Here is a 19,394-nt window from a genome sequence, read left to right as displayed (position 1 = left end):
TTATTCTCACAACCCAGTCGGAGGCCACAAGCCAATCATCTGTAGTTTTACTACTCGTATATACATTCGGATAGCTGAAATGCCCGATGATTTGTAGTAAAACTACACGCCGCCGGAACCTACCTCTCGGCAATCCAAGAATTCATAACGTCTGCCCACAAGGCCAGTCGCTAACTCAGGCAACCGATTCTGGTAGCCTTTCCGCCCTGGAGCAAGCCATGCAAGACCTCGATCCCGTCGAAACCCAGGAATGGCTGGACGCCCTGGAATCGGTTCTCGACAAAGAAGGCGAAGACCGTGCTCACTATCTGATGACCCGTATGGGCGAACTCGCGACCCGCAGCGGCTCGCAACTGCCTTACGCCATCACCACGCCTTACCGCAACACCATCCCTGTTACCCACGAAGCACGCATGCCAGGCGACCTGTTCATGGAACGCCGCATCCGCTCGCTCGTGCGCTGGAACGCGATGGCCATGGTAATGCGTACGAACCTGAAAGATTCTGACCTGGGTGGTCACATCTCCAGCTTCGCATCCAGTGCGACCCTGTATGACATCGGCTTCAACTACTTCTTCCAGGCTCCGACCGAAGAACACGGCGGCGACCTGATCTACTTCCAGGGCCACACCTCCCCAGGCGTGTACGCCCGTGCGTTCATGGAAGGCCGCATCAGCGAAGAGCAGATGAACAACTTCCGCCAGGAAGTGGACGGTCAGGGCCTGTCGTCCTACCCGCACCCTTGGCTGATGCCTGATTTCTGGCAGTTCCCGACCGTATCCATGGGTCTGGGTCCGATCCAGGCGATCTACCAGGCACGTTTCATGAAGTACCTGGAAGCCCGTGGCTTCATCCAGCCAGGCAAGCAGAAAGTCTGGTGCTTCCTGGGCGACGGCGAGTGCGACGAGCCGGAATCCCTGGGCGCGATCTCGCTGGCTGGCCGCGAGAAGCTCGACAACCTGATCTTCGTCATCAACTGCAACCTGCAGCGCCTCGACGGCCCGGTTCGCGGCAACGGCAAGATCATCCAGGAACTCGAAGGCGTGTTCCGCGGTGCTCAGTGGAACGTATCCAAAGTCATCTGGGGCCGTTTCTGGGACCCACTGCTGGCCAAGGACGTCGACGGCATCCTGCAACGTCGCATGGACGAAGTCATCGACGGCGAATACCAGAACTACAAGGCCAAAGACGGCGCCTTCGTACGTGAACACTTCTTCAACACGCCAGAACTCAAGGCGATGGTTGCAGACCTGTCCGACGACGAGATCTGGAAACTCAACCGTGGCGGCCACGACCCGTACAAGGTCTATGCGGCCTACCACCAGGCGGTCAACCACAAAGACCAGCCTACCGTCATCCTGGCCAAGACCATCAAGGGTTATGGCACCGGTGCCGGCGAAGCGAAGAACACCGCGCACAACACCAAGAAAGTCGACGTCGACAGCCTGAAGTCGTTCCGCGACCGCTTCGACATCCCGGTCAAGGACGAAGAACTGGAACACCTGCCGTTCTTCAAGCCGGAGCCGAACAGCGCCGAAGCCCGCTACCTGAGCGAGCGCCGCGCCGCACTGGGCGGTTTCGTGCCACAGCGTCGCGCCAAGAGCTTCAACATCCCGACGCCGCCACTCGATACCCTCAAGGCTATCCTGGACGGTTCGGGCGACCGTGAAATTTCCACCACCATGGCGTTCGTGCGGATCCTCGCGCAACTGGTCAAGGACAAGGAAATCGGCCCGCGCATCGTTCCGATCATCCCGGACGAAGCCCGTACCTTCGGTATGGAAGGCATGTTCCGTCAGTTGGGCATCTACTCGTCCGTCGGCCAGCTCTACGAGCCAGTCGATAAAGACCAGGTGATGTTCTACAAGGAAGACAAGAAGGGCCAGATTCTCGAAGAAGGCATCAACGAAGCAGGCGCCATGAGCTCCTTCATCGCCGCCGGTACTTCGTTCTCCAGCCACAACCAGCCGATGCTGCCGTTCTACATCTTCTACTCGATGTTCGGCTTCCAGCGTATCGGTGACCTGGCCTGGGCCGCCGGCGACAGCCGCACCCGTGGCTTCCTGATCGGCGGCACCGCCGGCCGTACCACCCTCAACGGTGAAGGCCTGCAGCACGAAGACGGTCACAGCCACCTGCTGGCTGCCACCATCCCGAACTGCCGCACCTACGATCCAACCTACGGCTACGAGCTGGCGGTGATCATTCAGGACGGCATGAAGAAGATGACCGAAGAGCAACAGGACGTCTTCTACTACATCACCGTGATGAACGAGTCCTACCAGCAGCCAGCCATGCCGGCCGGTGCCGAGGAAGGCATCAAGAAAGGCATGTACCTGCTCGAGGAAGACACTCGCGAAGCGGCGCACCACGTTCAGCTGATGGGCTCCGGCACCATCCTGCGTGAAGTCCGTGAAGCGGCGAAGATCCTGCGCGAGCAGTTCAACGTCGGCGCCGACGTGTGGAGCGTTACCAGCTTCAACGAACTGCGTCGCGACGGCCTGGCCGTAGAGCGCAGCAACCGTCTGCACCCGGGCCAGAAGCCCAAGCTGAGCTACGTTGAAGAGTGCCTGAACGGCCGTAAGGGTCCGGTCATCGCCTCTACCGACTACATGAAACTGTTCGCCGAGCAGATCCGTCAGTGGGTACCGTCCAAGGAATTCAAAGTCCTGGGCACCGACGGTTTCGGTCGCAGCGACAGCCGCAAGAAACTGCGTCATTTCTTCGAAGTCGACCGTCATTTCGTGGTGTTGGCAGCCCTTGAAGCACTGGCTGACCGTGGTGATATCGAACCTAAGGTGGTGTCCGAAGCCATCGCCAAGTTCGGCATCGACCCGGAAAAACGCAACCCACTGGACTGCTGAGGAGAGTTTCCGTGAGCGAACTCATTCGCGTACCTGACATCGGCAGCGGTGAAGGTGAAGTAATTGAACTGTTTGTGAAGGTCGGCGACCGCATCGAAGCCGACCAGAGCATCCTGACCCTGGAATCGGACAAGGCGAGCATGGAAGTGCCTGCGCCGAAGGCCGGTATCATCAAGAGCCTGAAAGTGAAGCTGGGCGATCGCCTGAAAGAAGGCGACGAACTGCTGGAGCTGGAAGTCGAGGGCGCCGCTGCTGCGGCCCCTGCGCCTGCCGCTGCCCCGGAGGCCAAAGCTGCACCGGCTCCGGCCGCAGCACCTGCTGCCCCAGCGCCAGCCGCTGCCCCTGCAGCCGCTTCGGTTCAGCAAGTGCACGTGCCGGACATCGGTTCGTCGGGCAAGGCCCAGATCATCGAGATCCAGGTCAAGGTCGGCGACAGCGTCGAGGCTGATCAGTCGCTGATCACCCTGGAATCCGACAAGGCGAGCATGGAAATCCCGTCGCCTGCCGCTGGCGTGGTCAAGGCCATCAGCGTCAAGCTCAACGACGAAGTCGGCACCGGCGACCTGATTCTGGACCTGGAAGTGGCGGGTGCCGCGGCGCCTGCCGCTGCCGCGCCAGCCCAGGCTGCAGCGCCTGCACCAGCCGCTGCGCCAGCTGCGGCCGCCGCACCGGCAGCTCCGGTTGCCGACAGCGTTCAGGACATCCACGTTCCGGACATCGGTTCGGCGGGCAAGGCCAAGATCATCGAAGTACTGGTCAAGGCCGGCGACAGCGTCGAAGCCGACCAGTCGCTGATCACCCTGGAATCCGACAAGGCGAGCATGGAGATTCCATCGCCTGCCGCTGGCGTGGTGGAAAGCGTTTCCGTGAAGCTCGACGATGAAGTCGGCACCGGCGACCTGATCCTCAAGCTGAAAGTCAAAGGCGCAGCGCCTGCTGCTGCACCTGCCGCTGCTGCTCCGAGCGCCCCAGCGCCTGCCGCCGCTCCGGCTGCCGCACCGGCTCCGGCGGCTGCTCCTGCCGCCGCACCCGCTGCTGCTCCGACCAAGCCGGGCGCCAAGGTTCACGCCGGCCCAGCCGTGCGTCAACTGGCCCGCGAGTTCGGCGTCGAGCTGAGCGCTGTCGGCGCCAGCGGTCCGCACGGTCGCATCCTCAAGGAAGACGTGCAGGCCTACGTCAAGGCGATGATGCAGAAGGCCAAGGAAGCTCCAGCCGCTGCGGCCGGTGCAACCGGTGGCGCGGGCATCCCGCCGATTCCGGCCGTGGACTTCAGCCGCTTCGGTGAAATCGAAGAAGTGCCGATGACCCGCCTGATGCAGGTCGGCGCCGCCAACCTGCACCGCAGCTGGCTGAACGTGCCGCACGTGACGCAATTCGACTCGGCGGATATCACCGAACTCGAAGCGTTCCGTAACGCCCAGAAAGCCGTCGCAGAGAAGGCCGGCGTCAAGCTGACCATCCTGCCGCTGCTGCTCAAGTCCTGCGCACACCTGCTCAAGGAACTGCCGGACTTCAACAGCTCGCTGGCGCCAAGCGGCAAGGCGATCATCCGCAAGAAATACGTGAACATCGGCTTCGCCGTCGACACTCCGGATGGCCTGCTGGTACCGGTCATCAAGAACGTCGACCAGAAGAGCCTGCTGCAACTGGCCGCCGAGGCCGCTTCCCTGGCTGAAAAAGCCCGGACCAAGAAGCTCTCGTCGGACGAGATGCAAGGCGCCTGCTTCACCATTTCCAGCCTCGGCCACATTGGCGGCACCGGCTTCACGCCGATCGTCAACGCGCCGGAAGTGGCGATCCTCGGTGTTTCCAAGGCAACCATGCAGCCAGTCTGGGACGGCAAAGCCTTCCAGCCGAAGCTGATGCTGCCTCTGTCGCTGTCCTACGATCACCGTGTGATCAACGGCGCCGCTGCCGCACGCTTCACCAAGCGTCTGAGCGATCTGCTGGCGGACATCCGCACCATCCTGCTGTAACTCCCAAAAGGCCCTCCCTCACCGGAGGGCCTTTTGCGTTTCACGTTTCCGAGCGCCACGCTCGTACCTCAACCCCGCCAATTTGGCGGGGCTTTTTTTGCCTGCGCAAAACGCCTTCCTACGCTGGTGGCTGATATCCCCCACAACACACGTCGCACTCTGCCGCGCTTTTTCCCCGCCCAAGTCAGTAGGCTCGATTCCAAAGGACTCACACGTAACCTTCACGGAATCGAAGAATATGTTGATACCTACCGTCGGCCCGATCGTCGGCCATACGACATCGCACCAGACCCGCCTGTTTTTGCGTGGCGGCTGGCAGAAAGACACTCAGGCATTCGCCGCCGTTCGCTGTCGAAGAGCCGGTGAGGAGCACTGGAACAACGCGACTTTTACTCCGCTGTCGGAGGCGAATGACGGGGCCGCAGTGATCGACCTTCAGGGACTTGTCGCCGATACCGAATACGAATACCAGGCCGGCTGGTTCAGTTCGACGCTTGGTGTTGAAACATTGCGCGAATCGCCGCTGCAATGGCCCGAGCCCCTCTACCGCTTTCGCACGCAATCCAGTGCAGTCACTACCCCGCGTGCCTACATCGTCGGCTCCTGCCGCTACTTGCAGATGACCGCCGGCGTGCCCTGGGCTCCGCAACTGGGCGACCGGATCTTCGCCTCGATCAATACACTGGCCAGAAATACCAACCCGCCAATCAGCGCCCTGCTCATGACCGGTGACCAGGTTTACATCGATGATCTGAACTTCATCGCTCCCGACCGGGAGTACGAGGACATCCTCGCCAAATACCGCACCGCGTTTTCCCAACCGCATATCGCCGCCCTGATGTCCGGCACACCGACCTACATGATCCTCGACGACCATGAAATCGAGGACAACTGGCCGGCCAACAAGAGCCGGGGCGATGAGCACCTGTATGAGAACGCCACGCGCGCCTACGAGCTGTACCAGGCCAGCCATGGGCCTGCCGGCACGGGGGAAGGCCTCGGGCAACCGCTGGATCGATACTGGTATCAATTCAGCCATGGCGATATCGAATGGTTCGTCACCGACAGCCGTACCCGACGCGACCTGGCATCATCAGAACCGCGCATGCTCGATCTCGAGCAGGAACAGGCATTGTGCGAATGGCTGATCCAGAGCCCCGCCAGGGTCAAATTCGTGGTCACCAGCGTGATGTTCTACCCCGACCGCAAAAGCCTGCCGGACGACGCCTGGAAGGCCTTTCCCGAGCAGCGGCTGCGACTGCTGGAAACCATCCGGACTCACGGGATCAAAAACGTGGTCTTTGTCTCGGGCGACGTCCACGGCTCATTGACCAGCCGCCTGACCCACAGCGAAGCCCCGGACTTCGACGTCCACACCATCGTCTCCTCGCCGCTGTGCAACAGCAGACTGCTGCCCTACGCCAAGGCCTCCACCTTCATTCTCGACCAACCGCTGGTGCAAACCGCCGCCGGGGATTACCGGCATGAACTCATGAGCGGCGTGATCAGCCAGGACAACTTCGCCCACGTCATCGTCGATACCGAACAGATTCATGTGCGTTTTCATGACCGCGATGGCACCCTGCTGCAATCGACCAGTATTTCGTTGAACTGACCCTGCAGGAGCGAGCTTGCTCGCGATGATCGCCAGGACGCCGCGCAGTGTCAGGTTTCCCGCGTCATCGTTGACGATCCATCGCGAGCAAGCTCGCTCCTACAGGGCTGGGGAAAAAATTGCAGAAAACTTGTCTGCTGCCGACATATTCTTATAGCACTTGGCCTTCATCTCTCTTGTCAGTCGGTAGCGCAATGATGCAACCTTGCCGCAGGCAACAGTAAGAGGGCGTGAGCCCGGCGCGTTCAGCAAATTCGAAGCGAGTTTTCCTTCATATGAAAAGCCAACCCGATGCCGCCAGCCGAATGGTGGCCGAGGTAGTGACGCAGTTGCCTGTGCCCTCGCGGCTCGGCATGCTGCGTTTCGAGCGGCTGAATGAACCAAGCTGGGCGCTGCTGTTTCTCGATCCCAATTGCGAACGACAGTTCGGCTTGCCGGCGGTGGAGCTCTGCGCCCTGGTCGGCTCACCCTACGCCAGCCTGATGGAGCCTGAAGCGCGCTATGAGCTGCACGACGCGATCCAGCTGCAACTGAGCGAAGGCTCGCATTACCTGATCCGCTACACCCTGCACACCGCCACCGGCTCCTTGAACCTGCTGGAGCTGGGCGAAGCCTACAAACAGCACAATCGACACCTGTTGCGCGGCTACCTGCTGGTCATCGACGGCCTGTTCGAGGACGACCCGCTGCTGCCCGCCCTCGATCTGGAAACCCAGAATTCGCGCCTGCAAATCGCCCTGGAGCTCAACCAGCGCGCTCAGCAGGAGCAACTGCAGCATCTGGACCGGGTCCGCGCCCAGCAGGATCTGATCCTGTTGCTGACCCGCCAGCGCTACAGCAGCGGCAACTCCCTGCAGGAAGCGGCCGAGCTGATCACCCGCAGCGCCTGCGAGATCTACGAAATCGACTGCGCCAGCCTGTGGAACCTCGAAGGTTCGATGCTGGTGCCGATCTCCGCTTTCCACCGCGCCAGCCAGGAATACGTACTGCCGCAGCCGATCGACGCGAGCAGTTTCCCCGACTACCTCGACGCCCTGCACACCGGTCGTGCCATCGACGCCCACAACGCCATGCGCGATCCGCGCACCCGGCACATCGCCGAAGCCCTGCGCCCGCGCGACGTCAACGCCATGCTCGACGCCAGCATCCGCGTCGATGGCCAGGTGGTTGGCGTGCTGTGCCTGGAGCAGACCGGCGCCACCCGCGCCTGGCAGTCGGATGAAATCGCCTTTGCCGGCGAACTGGCGGACCAGTTCGCCCAGGTCATCAGCAACCACAACCGTCGTACCGCCACCAGCGCCCTGCACCTGTTCCAGCGTGCGGTCGAGCAGAGTGCCAACGCCTTCCTGCTGGTCAATTGCGATGGCGTGGTGGAATACGTCAACCCGAGCTTCACCGCGATCACCCAGTACAGCACCGAAGAGGTCCACGGCCAGCGCCTGTCAGAGCTTCCGGCCCTGGAAAACCTCAGCGAGCTGCTGTTCGATGCGCCTTCTGCGCTGGCCAAGAGCAACAGCTGGCAAGGCGAATTCAAGAGCCGCCGCAAGAACCTCGAACCCTACTGGGGCCAGTTGTCGATCTCCAAGGTCTATGGCGATAACCGCGAGCTGACCCATTACATCGGCATCTACGAAGACATCACCCATACCAAGCTCGCGCAGCAACGCATCGAGCGCCTGGCCTACACCGACAACCTGACCAACCTGGGCAACCGTCCGGCGTTCATCCGCAACCTCGACGAGCGCTTCGCCCGGGACAGCGATGCGCCGATCAGCCTGTTGCTGGTGGACATCGACAACTTCAAGCGGATCAACGACAGCCTCGGCCACCAGACCGGCGACAAGCTGCTGATCAGCCTCGCCCGACGGCTGCGCAACAGCCTCAGCCCGAGCGGCAGCCTGGCCCGATTCGCCAGTAACGAGTTCGCGGTGCTGCTGGACAATACCGACCTGCACACCGGCCAGCAGATCGCCAGCCAGCTGCTGACCACCCTCGACAAGCCGATGTTCGTCGACAACCAGTTGATCAGCGTGACCGGTTCGGTGGGCCTGGCCTGCGCGCCGCTGCATGGCCGCGACCCGCAGACCCTGATGCGCAACGCAGGTCTGGCGCTGCACAAGGCCAAGGCCAACGGCAAACATCAAGTGCAGGTCTTCACCGAAGCGTTGAACGCCGAGGCCAGCTACAAGCTGTTCGTCGAGAACAACCTGCGCCGCGCCTTGACCCAGAACGAGCTGGACGTGTTCTATCAGCCCAAGCTGTGCCTGCGCAGCGGTCGCCTGCTGGGCATGGAGGCCTTGCTACGCTGGGACCATCCGGAAAAGGGCATGATCCGCCCGGACCAGTTCATCAGCGTCGCCGAGGAAACCGGCCTGATCATTCCGATCGGCAAATGGATCGCCCGCCAGGCCTGCCGCATGAGCAAGGCACTGACCGCCGCCGGCCTGGGCAACCTGCAGGTGGCGATCAACCTGTCGCCCAAACAGTTCTCCGACCCGGACCTGGTGGCCTCGATCACCAACATCCTCAAGGAAGAAGCTCTGCCGGCGCACCTGCTTGAGCTGGAACTGACCGAAGGCCTGCTGCTGGAAGCCACCGAAGACACCCACCTGCAACTCGACCAGCTCAAGCGCCTGGGCCTGACGCTTGCGATGGACGACTTCGGCACCGGTTACTCGTCGCTCAGTTACTTGAAAAAATTCCCCATCGACATCATTAAGATCGATCGAAGCTTCATCCACGAAATCCCGGACAACCAGGACGACATGGAAATCACCTCCGCGGTGATCGCCATGGCCCACAACCTGAAACTCAAGGTCGTGGCTGAAGGCATCGAGACCGCCGAGCAGCTGTCCTTCCTGCGCCGCCACCGCTGCGACGTCGGCCAGGGCTACCTGTTCGACCAGCCGATCCCGGGCGCCGATCTGATCGAGAAACTCAAGCGCTACCCGCGCGGTCCGATCGCCTGATAGCACTGACCTGTGGGAGCAAGCCCGCTCCCACAATGGGTAGTGCGTAACTCGCGGGCATTGGGCACACTGACGACCTGCTTACTTAAATCCCATCCTGACTGAGGACTGATAATGGTTCTGCGCTCGGAAATTCTGGTGAACAAAAACGTGCTCCCTACCAAAGAACAAGCTCTGCCTGGCCGTGAAACCCCGATGGTCCTGCCCGAGAAACACTACGTTTTCGAAGACACCCCGCTGCTGGGCCCATTCTTCCAGGACGTCGATTTCGCCATTTTCGGCCTGGGCTGCTTCTGGGGCGCCGAGCGGCGGTTCTGGCAGCGTGAAGGCGTGGTGAGCACCGTGGTCGGTTACGCCGGCGGCTTCACCCCGAACCCGACCTACGAAGAAGTCTGCTCGGGCCTGACCGGCCACGCCGAAGTGGTGCTGGTGGTGTATGACAAGGACAAGGTCAGCTACGACGAGCTGCTGAAGATGTTCTGGGAACTGCACAACCCGACCCAGGGCATGCGCCAGGGCAACGACATCGGCACCCAGTACCGTTCGACCATCTACTGCACCAGCCCTGAGCATCTGGATAAAGCCCTGGCCAGCAAGCAGGCATTCCAGGCCGAACTGAACAAGTCCGGTTTCGGTGAAATCACCACCGAAGTCGAACAGGCACCGACCGTGTACTTTGCCGAGACCTACCACCAGCAGTACCTGGCCAAGAACCCGGAAGGCTACTGCGGGATCGGCGGCACCGGCGTGACCTGTCCTATTTGAAGCAGCTGCAAGCTGCAAGCTTCAAGCTGCAAGCGGGCGTTAGGCCGACCCGCTTTTAACTTGAGGCTTGTAGCTTGAGGCTCACCGCTGCTACTCAGCAATCAACCAATCCATCTTCCACCCACCCTGGGTCTGCCCAAGCTTCTCGGCCAACCACGGCAGCAGCTCGCGCAATTCTTCCTCCAGCCCCCACGGCGGATTGGCAATCGCCAGACCGGAACCGTTCAGGCTGTTGGGCGTGTCCAGCGGGTGCACCAGCAACTCCACGCGCAACAGCTTCGGCGCGCCGGTGCCGGCCAGGTCCTGATAGAAACGGCGCAGCGCGCGCTGATCCTTCACCGGATACCAGATGGCCGCCACGGTCTGGCGCATCCGGCCAATCGCTTCTTTCATCGCCAACGCACAGCGCTGCATCTCGTCGAGCTTTTCGAACGGTGGGTCGATCAGCATCACCGCGCGCTTTTCCGGCACCGGCAGCAACGCCCTCGGCACATGCCAGCCTTCGCCCAGGTGCACCTTGACCCGGCGATCACCAGCCATGTTCTCCTTGAGCAGTAGGCCGTCCTCGGGGTGTTTCTCGTTGATCAGCACGCGATCGTGCGCACGGGTCAAGCGCCGCGCCAGCTCCGGAGAACCCGGGTAGTAGCGCAACTGGCCGTCCGGGTTCATCTCGTGCAGCACCTGCATGTAGTCGGCGGTCAGGATCGGCAGGTCCGGCTGATTCCAAAGACGCGCGATGCCTTCCAGGTACTCGCCGGTGCGATTGGCCTGATCGCCCTGCAGGTCATACAGACCGATGCCGGCGTGGGTGTCGAGATAGGCAAACGGCTGTTCCTTGCGCGACATCAGGGCGATGAGGCGGGTCAAGGTCAGGTGTTTGAACACGTCGGCGTGATTGCCGGCATGGAAGGCGTGACGATAATTCATGGCTGCTCCTGCGAAGGCCGGGAAGTTTACCTTCTGCCGGCGTGCAAGTCAGGAGTTGGCGGCCAGGCGGCTTACCTGTGGGAGCGGGCTTGCTCGCGAAAGCGGTGTACCAGCCAAAAATATGCTGGCTGACACTCCCCCTTCGCGGGCAAGCCTCGCTCCTACAGATGCCACATTCCGCAGGAGCGAGGCTTGCCCGCGAAAGCATCAGCAAAAGCACCTCACCTCCAGCGCAAAAAAAACGGCCCACCTCCATCACGGAAGCAGGCCGTTTTCATTCAAGCCATCGGCTCTCGCCAATTACTTGTTCATACGATAATCAACCTCGGCCGCCGCAAAACGCTGCAGCATGCCGGCGGTCGGCGCGCCCATCTTGCTGACGATGTAGATCGCCAGGCTGGCGAAGATGAAGCCAGGGATGATTTCGTACAGGCCCAGCAGTTCGAAATGCTTCCACACGATCACAGTGATCGCACCCACCAGGATGCCGGCCAGTGCGCCGTTGCGGGTCATGTCTTTCCAGATCACCGAGATCAGAACCACAGGACCGAACGCGGCACCGAAACCGGCCCAGGCGTAGCTGACCAGACCCAGTACGCGGTTTTCCGGATTGGCAGCCATGGCGATGGCAATCAGCGCCACCAGCAGCACCATGGCGCGACCTACCCAGACCAGTTCCACTTGGGAAGCCGATTTGCGCAGGAAGGTCTTGTAGAAGTCTTCGGTCAGGGCGCTGGAGCACACCAGCAGCTGGCAGCTCAGGGTGCTCATCACCGCCGCCAGAATGGCCGACAGCAGCACACCGGCGACCCATGGGTTGAACAGGATCTTGGCCAGCTCGATGAACACGCGCTCGTGGTTCTCGGTCACGGCACCGGCAACCTCAGGGTGCGCCGAGAAGTAGGCGATGCCGAAGAAGCCGACAGCCACCGTGCCGCCCAGGCACAGGATCATCCAGGTCATGGAGATGCGACGGGCTTTGGCGATCGACTTCACCGAATCCGCCGCCATGAAACGCGCCAGGATGTGCGGCTGGCCGAAGTAGCCCAGGCCCCAGCCCATCAGCGAGATGATGCCGATGAAAGTGGTGTTGCGCAGCATGTCGAAGTTGCCAGGGTTCTGCGCTTCGATGGCCAGGAAGGTGGTGTCGACGCCGCCGGTGGCCAGCAGCACGATGATCGGCGTCAGCAACAGGGCGAAGATCATCAGCGTGGCTTGTACGGTGTCGGTCCAGCTCACCGCCAGGAAACCGCCGACGAAGGTGTAGGCGATGGTCGCCGCGGCGCCGGCCCACAGCGCGGTCTCGTAGGACATGCCGAAGGTGCTTTCGAACAGACGGGCACCGGCCACGATGCCCGAGGCGCAGTAGATGGTGAAGAACACAAGGATGACCACGGCGGAGATGATCCGCAGCAGGCCGCTCTTGTCTTCGAAGCGGCTGGAGAAGTAGTCCGGCAGGGTCAATGCGTCACCGTTGTGCTCGGTCTGCACCCGCAGACGGCCGGCGACGAACAGCCAGTTCAGGTAGGCACCGACGATCAGGCCAATGGCGATCCAGCTTTCGGACAGGCCGGACATGTAGATGGCGCCCGGCAGGCCCATCAGCAACCAGCCGCTCATGTCGGAGGCACCGGCGGACAGCGCGGTCACGACGCTGCCCAGGCTGCGACCGCCGAGGATGTAGTCAGATAGGTTGTTGGTGGAGCGATAGGCCATGAAGCCGATCAGCACCATTGCTGCGATGTAGATCACGAACGTGATCAGGGTTGGATTCGTTACGCTCATTAAGTTACGCCCTGGCTTTGTTTTTATGTCGCAGGCTTGTGAACTACCTGCAAACGTTGACGTTTGACAGACGGTTCGGGATGCCCCGCATTTATGACCGATGTTTCCCCAGGAAAGCCATCAGCCGGTACACCTGCCTTTTGACAGGTTGCACCATGGGGCACGCATGCTATTCGCCAATGCAAATAAGGTGCAACCCATTTCTCGAGAATTAGTTGCACCCACACCAAATCACCGCAAAACAGGGATTTTTGCTCCCTTTTTGCGCAGTCAAAGCGCTTTTCAAGAACCAAAAGCTCCAAGCAAGGGTTGCACTTTCGTACCAGAATTCATTTCCCGACGAGGCGCAGATTATTCCTGCAAAAAAGGGTTGCACCCGGTTGCACCTCTGTCGGCGCGCAGCTAATCTTGCCGCCAGCTGATGCCACGCGGTCGTGGCAAACATGAGGATAAAAACATGGCTACCACCACCCTTGGCGTCAAACTTGACGACCCGACCCGCGAACGCCTCAAGGCTGCCGCGACCTCGATTGATCGCACGCCGCACTGGCTGATCAAGCAGGCGATTTTCAATTACCTGGAAAAACTCGAGGGTGGTGCAACCCTGACCGAGCTGAACGGTTCGGTGACCGCCGCCACTGACGACGCCGGTGAAGTCCACGTCGATCACGCCCACCAGTGCTTCCTCGAATTCGCCGAAAGCATCCTGCCGCAATCGGTACTGCGCGCCTCGATCACCGCCGCTTACCGTCGCCCCGAGCCGGAAGTGGTACCGATGCTGATCGAGCAGGCACGCCTGCCGGCGCCGATGGCCGAAGCCACCAACAAGCTCGCCGCCTCGATCGCCGAAAAACTGCGCAACCAGAAGAGTGCCGGCGGCCGCGCGGGCATCGTTCAGGGCCTGCTGCAGGAATTCTCCCTGTCATCCCAGGAAGGCGTGGCGCTGATGTGCCTGGCCGAAGCGCTGCTGCGTATCCCGGACAAAGGCACTCGCGATGCGCTGATCCGCGACAAGATCAGCACCGGCAACTGGCAGCCGCACCTGGGCAACAGCCCGTCGCTGTTCGTCAACGCCGCCACCTGGGGCCTGCTGCTGACCGGCAAACTGGTTTCCACCCACAACGAAGCCGGCCTGACTTCGTCCTTGAGCCGCATCATCGGCAAGAGCGGCGAGCCGATGATCCGCAAGGGCGTCGACATGGCCATGCGCCTGATGGGCGAGCAGTTCGTCACCGGCGAAACCATCGCCGAAGCCCTGGCCAATGCGAGCAAGTTCGAAGCCAAGGGTTTCCGCTACTCCTACGACATGCTCGGTGAAGCGGCGCTGACCGAACACGACGCACAGAAGTACCTGGCCTCGTACGAACAAGCCATCCACTCGATCGGCAAGGCGTCCCACGGCCGCGGCATTTATGAAGGCCCGGGCATTTCGATCAAGCTGTCCGCCCTGCACCCGCGCTACAGCCGCGCACAGTACGAGCGCGTGATGGACGAGCTGTACCCGCGCCTGCTGTCGCTGACTCTGCTGGCCAAGCAATACGATATCGGCCTGAACATCGACGCCGAAGAAGCCGACCGCCTGGAGCTGTCGCTGGATCTTCTCGAGCGCCTGTGCTTCGAGCCGCAACTGACCGGCTGGAACGGCATCGGTTTCGTGATCCAGGCGTACCAGAAGCGTTGCCCGTACGTGATCGACTACGTGATCGACCTGGCTCGTCGCAGCCGCCATCGCCTGATGATCCGTCTGGTGAAAGGCGCGTACTGGGACAGCGAAATCAAGCGCGCCCAGGTCGAAGGCCTGGAAGGCTATCCGGTCTACACCCGCAAGGTGTACACCGACGTGTCCTACATCGCCTGCGCACGCAAACTGCTGTCGGTGCCGGAAGTCATCTACCCACAGTTCGCCACGCACAACGCCCACACCCTGTCGGCCATCTACCACATCGCCGGTCAGAATTATTACCCGGGCCAGTACGAGTTCCAGTGCCTGCACGGCATGGGTGAACCGCTGTACGAACAGGTTGTAGGCAAAATCTCCGAGGGCAAGCTGAACCGTCCGTGCCGCGTGTACGCTCCGGTCGGCACTCACGAAACCCTGCTGGCGTACCTGGTGCGTCGTCTGCTGGAAAACGGCGCGAACACCTCGTTCGTCAACCGCATTGCCGACCAGTCGATCTCGATCCAGGAACTGGTGGCCGATCCGGTGGCGAGCATCGAGAAGATGGCGACCGTGGAAGGTGGTTTCGGCCTGCCGCACCCGCGCATTCCGCTGCCGCGCGACCTGTACGGTGCCGAGCGCGCCAACTCCAGCGGCATCGACATGGCCAACGAACATCGCCTGGCGTCGTTGTCCTGCGCCCTGCTGGCCACCGCGCACAACAACTGGAAAGCCGCGCCGATGCTCGGTTGCACCTCCAGCAACGAAGCGCCGAGCGCCGTGCTGAACCCGTCGGATCTGCGTGACGTGGTCGGCCATGTGCAGGAAGCCACCGTCGATGACGTCGACAACGCCATTCAATGTGCCCTGAACGCCGCACCGATCTGGCAGGCCACTCCGCCGGCCGAACGCGCCGCGATCCTGGAGCGTGCCGCCGACCTGATGGAAGGCGAGATCCAGCCGCTGATGGGCCTGCTGGCCCGCGAAGCCGGCAAGACTTTCGCCAACGCCATCGCCGAAGTGCGCGAAGCCGTGGACTTCCTGCGTTACTACGCGGTGCAGGCACGCAACGATTTCACCAACGACGCTCACCGCCCGCTGGGCCCTGTGGTGTGCATCAGCCCGTGGAACTTCCCGCTGGCGATCTTCAGCGGTCAGGTCGCTGCGGCACTGGCTGCCGGTAACCCGGTACTGGCCAAACCTGCCGAACAGACGCCGCTGGTGGCGGCCCAGGCCGTGCGCCTGCTGCTCGAAGCCGGCATTCCGGAAGGCGTGCTGCAACTGCTGCCGGGCCGTGGCGAAACCGTCGGTGCCGGTCTGGTGGGTGACGATCGCGTCAAAGGCGTGATGTTCACCGGCTCCACCGAAGTTGCGCGTCTGCTGCAACGCAACATCGCCGGTCGCCTGGACAGCCAGGGCCGTCCGATTCCGCTGATCGCCGAAACCGGTGGCCAGAACGCGATGATCGTCGACTCCTCGGCGCTGACCGAACAAGTGGTCATCGACGTCGTATCCTCGGCCTTCGACAGCGCCGGCCAGCGTTGCTCAGCCCTGCGTGTACTGTGCCTGCAGGAAGATTCCGCCGACCGCGTCATCGAAATGCTCAAGGGCGCGATGGCCGAAAGCCGTCTCGGCAACCCTGAGCGCCTGTCCGTGGACATCGGCCCGGTGATCGACGCCGAAGCCAAGGCCGGCATCGAGAAACACATCCAGGGCATGCGCGACAAAGGTCGCAACGTGTACCAGGTGGCCATCGCCGATGCCGAAGAAATCAAGCGCGGCACCTTCGTGATGCCGACCCTGATCGAACTGGAAAGCTTCGACGAACTGCAACGCGAGATCTTCGGTCCGGTGCTGCACGTGGTTCGCTACAAGCGCAAGGACATCGACCAGCTGATCGGCCAGATCAATGCCTCCGGCTACGGCCTGACCCTGGGCGTACACACCCGCATCGACGAGACCATCGCCAAGGTGATCGACACCGTCAATGCCGGTAACGTCTACGTCAACCGCAACATCGTCGGTGCCGTGGTCGGTGTGCAGCCGTTCGGTGGCGAAGGCCTGTCGGGTACCGGTCCAAAGGCCGGTGGTCCGCTGTACCTGTATCGCCTGCTGTCGACTCGTCCTACCGACGCAATCGAACAATCCTTCGCCCGCGCCGATGCTGCCGCAGCACCGGATGTGCGTCTGCGTGAAGCCATGAGCAAGCCGCTGACCGCCCTGAAAGCCTGGGCCGACAGCAACAAGTTCGCCGACCTGAGCGCTCTGTGCGTGCAATTCGCCGCGCAATCGCAAAGCGGTGTCACCCGCGTTCTGGCCGGCCCGACCGGCGAGCGCAACAGCTATGCGATCCTGCCGCGCGAACACGTGCTGTGCCTGGCGGAAGTCGAAGGCGATCTGCTGAGCCAACTGGCGGCGGTCCTGGCCGTCGGCGGTTCGGCGGTATGGCCGGAAGGTGAATTGTCCAAGACGCTGTTCGCACGCCTGCCGAAGGACATTCAGGCGCGCATCAAGCTGGTGTCCGACTGGAACAAGGATGAAGTGGTGTTCGATGCGGTCCTGCATCATGGCCATTCCGACCAGCTGCGCGCGGTGTGCCAGCAGGTCGCCAAACGTGCTGGCGCTATCGTCGGTGTGCAGGGCCTGTCCCAGGGCGAGTCCAACATTGCGCTGGAGCGTCTGGTGATCGAGCGGGCGTTGAGCGTTAACACCGCTGCGGCGGGTGGTAATGCGAGCTTGATGACGATTGGATAAAAGCAGCTGCTAGCCTTGAGCTGCAAGCTGCAAGTAAAGGCAAACTGCTCTTACTTGCAGCTTGCAGCTTGCAGCTTGCGGCTTGCGGCTTGCGGCTTGCGGCTTGCGGCTTGAAGCTTGAAGCTTATGACTTGTACCGCCCCATCACCCTCATCTATCTTCCTTCCCCATTTTTATAAGCCTTCCTACACTGCGGCATACTTTTTCCAAGGTAGGCCGCCATGTCCGAGACGTTGCTCAGTTCCCGCAATCTGGCTTTCGAGCTGTACGAAGTCCTCGATGCCGAAGGCCTGACCCAGCGCGAGCGTTTCGCCGAGCACAATCGCGAAACCTTCGATGCCGCCCTTGGCACCGCCCGCAGCATCGCCGAGAAATTCTTCGCCCCGCACAACCGCAAGGGCGACGAGAACGAGCCGCGCTACGAGGACGGCCGGGCGATTCTGATTCCGGAAGTCAAACCAGCGGTGGACGCCTTCCTTGAAGCCGGCTTCCTCAATGCCGCGCGCAGTTTCGAGGCCGGCGGTATGCAGCTGCCTACCCTGCTGTCCCAGGCCTGCTTCGCGCATTTCCAGTCGGCCAACGCCGCCTCCACCTCGTACCCGTTCCTGACCATGGGCGCGGCAAACCTGATCGAAAGCTTCGGCACCGAGGAGCAGAAACGCCGCTTCCTGCAACCGATGATCGACGGCCGCTTCTTCGGCACCATGGCCCTGACCGAACCTCATGCGGGCTCTTCCCTGTCGGACATTCGCACCCGCGCCGAGCCTGCGGCCGACGGCACCTATCGCCTGAAGGGCAACAAGATCTTCATTTCCGGCGGCGATCACCCGCTGTCGGAAAACATCGTGCACATGGTGCTGGCCAAGCTGCCGGACGCACCGGCCGGGGTGAAGGGTATCTCGCTGTTTATCGTGCCCAAGTTCCTGGTCAACGATGACGGCAGCCTGGGCAAGCGCAACGACGTGCTGCTGGCCGGGCTGTTCCACAAGATGGGCTGGCGCGGCACCACTTCCACCGCGCTGAATTTCGGCGATAACGGTGAGTGTGTCGGTTACCTGGTGGGCAAGCCTCATCACGGCCTGAGCTACATGTTCCAGATGATGAACGAGGCGCGGATCGGCGTCGGCATGGGCGCGGTGATGCTCGGGTATGCGGGCTACCTGTATTCCCTGGAGTACGCTCGCGAGCGCCCGCAGGGCCGCGTGCCGGACAGCAAGGACCCGAACACCGCACCGGTGCCGATCATCCAGCACGCCGACGTCAAGCGCATGCTGCTGACGCAAAAGGCCTACGTCGAAGGCTCGTTCGACCTGGGGCTGTATGCGGCGCGGCTGTTCGACGACACCACCACCCTCGAGACCGAAGCCGAGCGCAAGCAGGCCCATGAGCTGCTGGATCTGCTGACGCCGATCGTCAAATCCTGGCCATCGGAGTTCTGCCTGAAGGCCAATGAACTGGCGATCCAGATCCTCGGCGGCCACGGCTACACCCGCGAATACCCGGTGGAGCAGTATTACCGCGACAACCGCCTGAACCCGATCCACGAAGGCACCCACGGCATTCAGTCGCTGGACCTGCTGGGCCGCAAACTGGCGCAGAACGGCGGTGCGGGCCTGAAGCAACTGATCCGCCTGATCGCCGAAACTGCCGGGCGCGCACAAGCGTTCGAATCCCTGACGCCACTGCGTGAACCACTGGAAAAACTCGTGGCCCGCCTGCAGACCGTCACCATCGGATTGCTGACGGACATGGCACAAGGCAAGGTCAACAGCAGCCTGGCGAACTCGGCGCTGTACCTGAAGGTGTTCGGGCATACGGTGATCGGCTGGCGCTGGCTGGAGCAGGCAATTCGCGCCGAGCAAGGTCTGGCCAAGGGCAATGCGGCGGATGTGGCCTTTTATAAAGGCAAGCTGCAGGCGGCAAGGTATTTCCTGACCTGGGAAATCCCGGCTTGCCACCATGAGCTGGCGATCCTCGAGGCGCGGGATGATGTGTGTTTGAACATGCAGGATGAGTGGTTCTAGCCAAACCTGAAAAGATCGCAGCCTGCGGCAGCTCCTACAGGGAAATGCATTCCAAAAG

Annotated in this window: 9 protein-coding genes; 7 read left to right on the top strand and 2 right to left on the bottom strand. The window is 61.8% G+C overall.

Going from position 1 to position 19,394, the window contains the following annotated elements; genetic code table 11:
- The first annotated feature begins 218 nt into the window (after positions 1 to 218).
- The 5 genes from aceE to msrA all read left to right on the top strand — a co-directional run bounded on the left by aceE (position 219) and on the right by msrA (position 10,189).
- Positions 219 to 2,864 (top strand): pyruvate dehydrogenase (acetyl-transferring), homodimeric type, encoded by a 2,646-nt coding sequence (gene aceE / locus HNO86_RS02205; RefSeq protein WP_175375397.1) that lies wholly within the window; start codon positions 219 to 221, stop codon positions 2,862 to 2,864.
- Positions 2,865 to 2,875: 11 nt separating this feature from the next.
- Complete coding sequence (gene aceF, locus HNO86_RS02200; protein WP_175375396.1) at positions 2,876 to 4,840, top strand: dihydrolipoyllysine-residue acetyltransferase; 1,965 nt, start codon at positions 2,876 to 2,878, stop codon at positions 4,838 to 4,840.
- 238 nt (positions 4,841 to 5,078) lie between these two features.
- Positions 5,079 to 6,455, top strand: a complete 1,377-nt coding sequence (locus HNO86_RS02195; protein WP_175375395.1) for an alkaline phosphatase D family protein — start codon at positions 5,079 to 5,081, stop codon at positions 6,453 to 6,455.
- A gap of 275 nt (positions 6,456 to 6,730) precedes the next feature.
- Entirely contained in the window at positions 6,731 to 9,424 is a 2,694-nt protein-coding gene (locus HNO86_RS02190) for a GGDEF and EAL domain-containing protein (RefSeq protein ID WP_175375394.1), read from the top strand.
- Positions 9,425 to 9,538: 114 nt separating this feature from the next.
- Complete coding sequence (msrA, locus tag HNO86_RS02185) at positions 9,539 to 10,189, top strand: peptide-methionine (S)-S-oxide reductase MsrA (RefSeq protein WP_175375393.1); 651 nt, start codon at positions 9,539 to 9,541, stop codon at positions 10,187 to 10,189.
- Between the two features lie 90 nt (positions 10,190 to 10,279).
- Here the strand turns inward: msrA and HNO86_RS02180 are convergent, their stop codons facing one another.
- Together HNO86_RS02180 and putP are read right to left on the bottom strand one after the other, a co-directional pair.
- Complete coding sequence (locus HNO86_RS02180; protein ID WP_175375392.1) at positions 10,280 to 11,116, bottom strand: 23S rRNA (adenine(2030)-N(6))-methyltransferase RlmJ; 837 nt, start codon at positions 11,114 to 11,116, stop codon at positions 10,280 to 10,282.
- A 300-nt stretch (positions 11,117 to 11,416) separates the two neighbouring features.
- Complete coding sequence (putP, locus tag HNO86_RS02175; RefSeq protein ID WP_175375391.1) at positions 11,417 to 12,901, bottom strand: sodium/proline symporter PutP; 1,485 nt, start codon at positions 12,899 to 12,901, stop codon at positions 11,417 to 11,419.
- A 457-nt stretch (positions 12,902 to 13,358) separates the two neighbouring features.
- On the opposite strand from putP, the gene putA reads away from it, so the two are divergent.
- A complete protein-coding gene (putA, locus tag HNO86_RS02170) occupies positions 13,359 to 17,312 on the top strand; it encodes a trifunctional transcriptional regulator/proline dehydrogenase/L-glutamate gamma-semialdehyde dehydrogenase (RefSeq protein ID WP_175375390.1) in 3,954 nt (1,317 codons plus the stop codon).
- A 221-nt stretch (positions 17,313 to 17,533) separates the two neighbouring features.
- Positions 17,534 to 19,336, top strand: coding sequence for an acyl-CoA dehydrogenase (locus HNO86_RS02165; protein ID WP_175375389.1), 1,803 nt, complete (start codon positions 17,534 to 17,536; stop codon positions 19,334 to 19,336).
- Positions 19,337 to 19,394 lie beyond the last annotated feature (58 nt).

The organism is Pseudomonas sp. C1C7 (assembly GCF_013359595.1).
GTDB lineage: Bacteria > Pseudomonadota > Gammaproteobacteria > Pseudomonadales > Pseudomonadaceae > Aquipseudomonas.
This window is presented reverse-complemented; position numbering and strand designations above follow the sequence as displayed.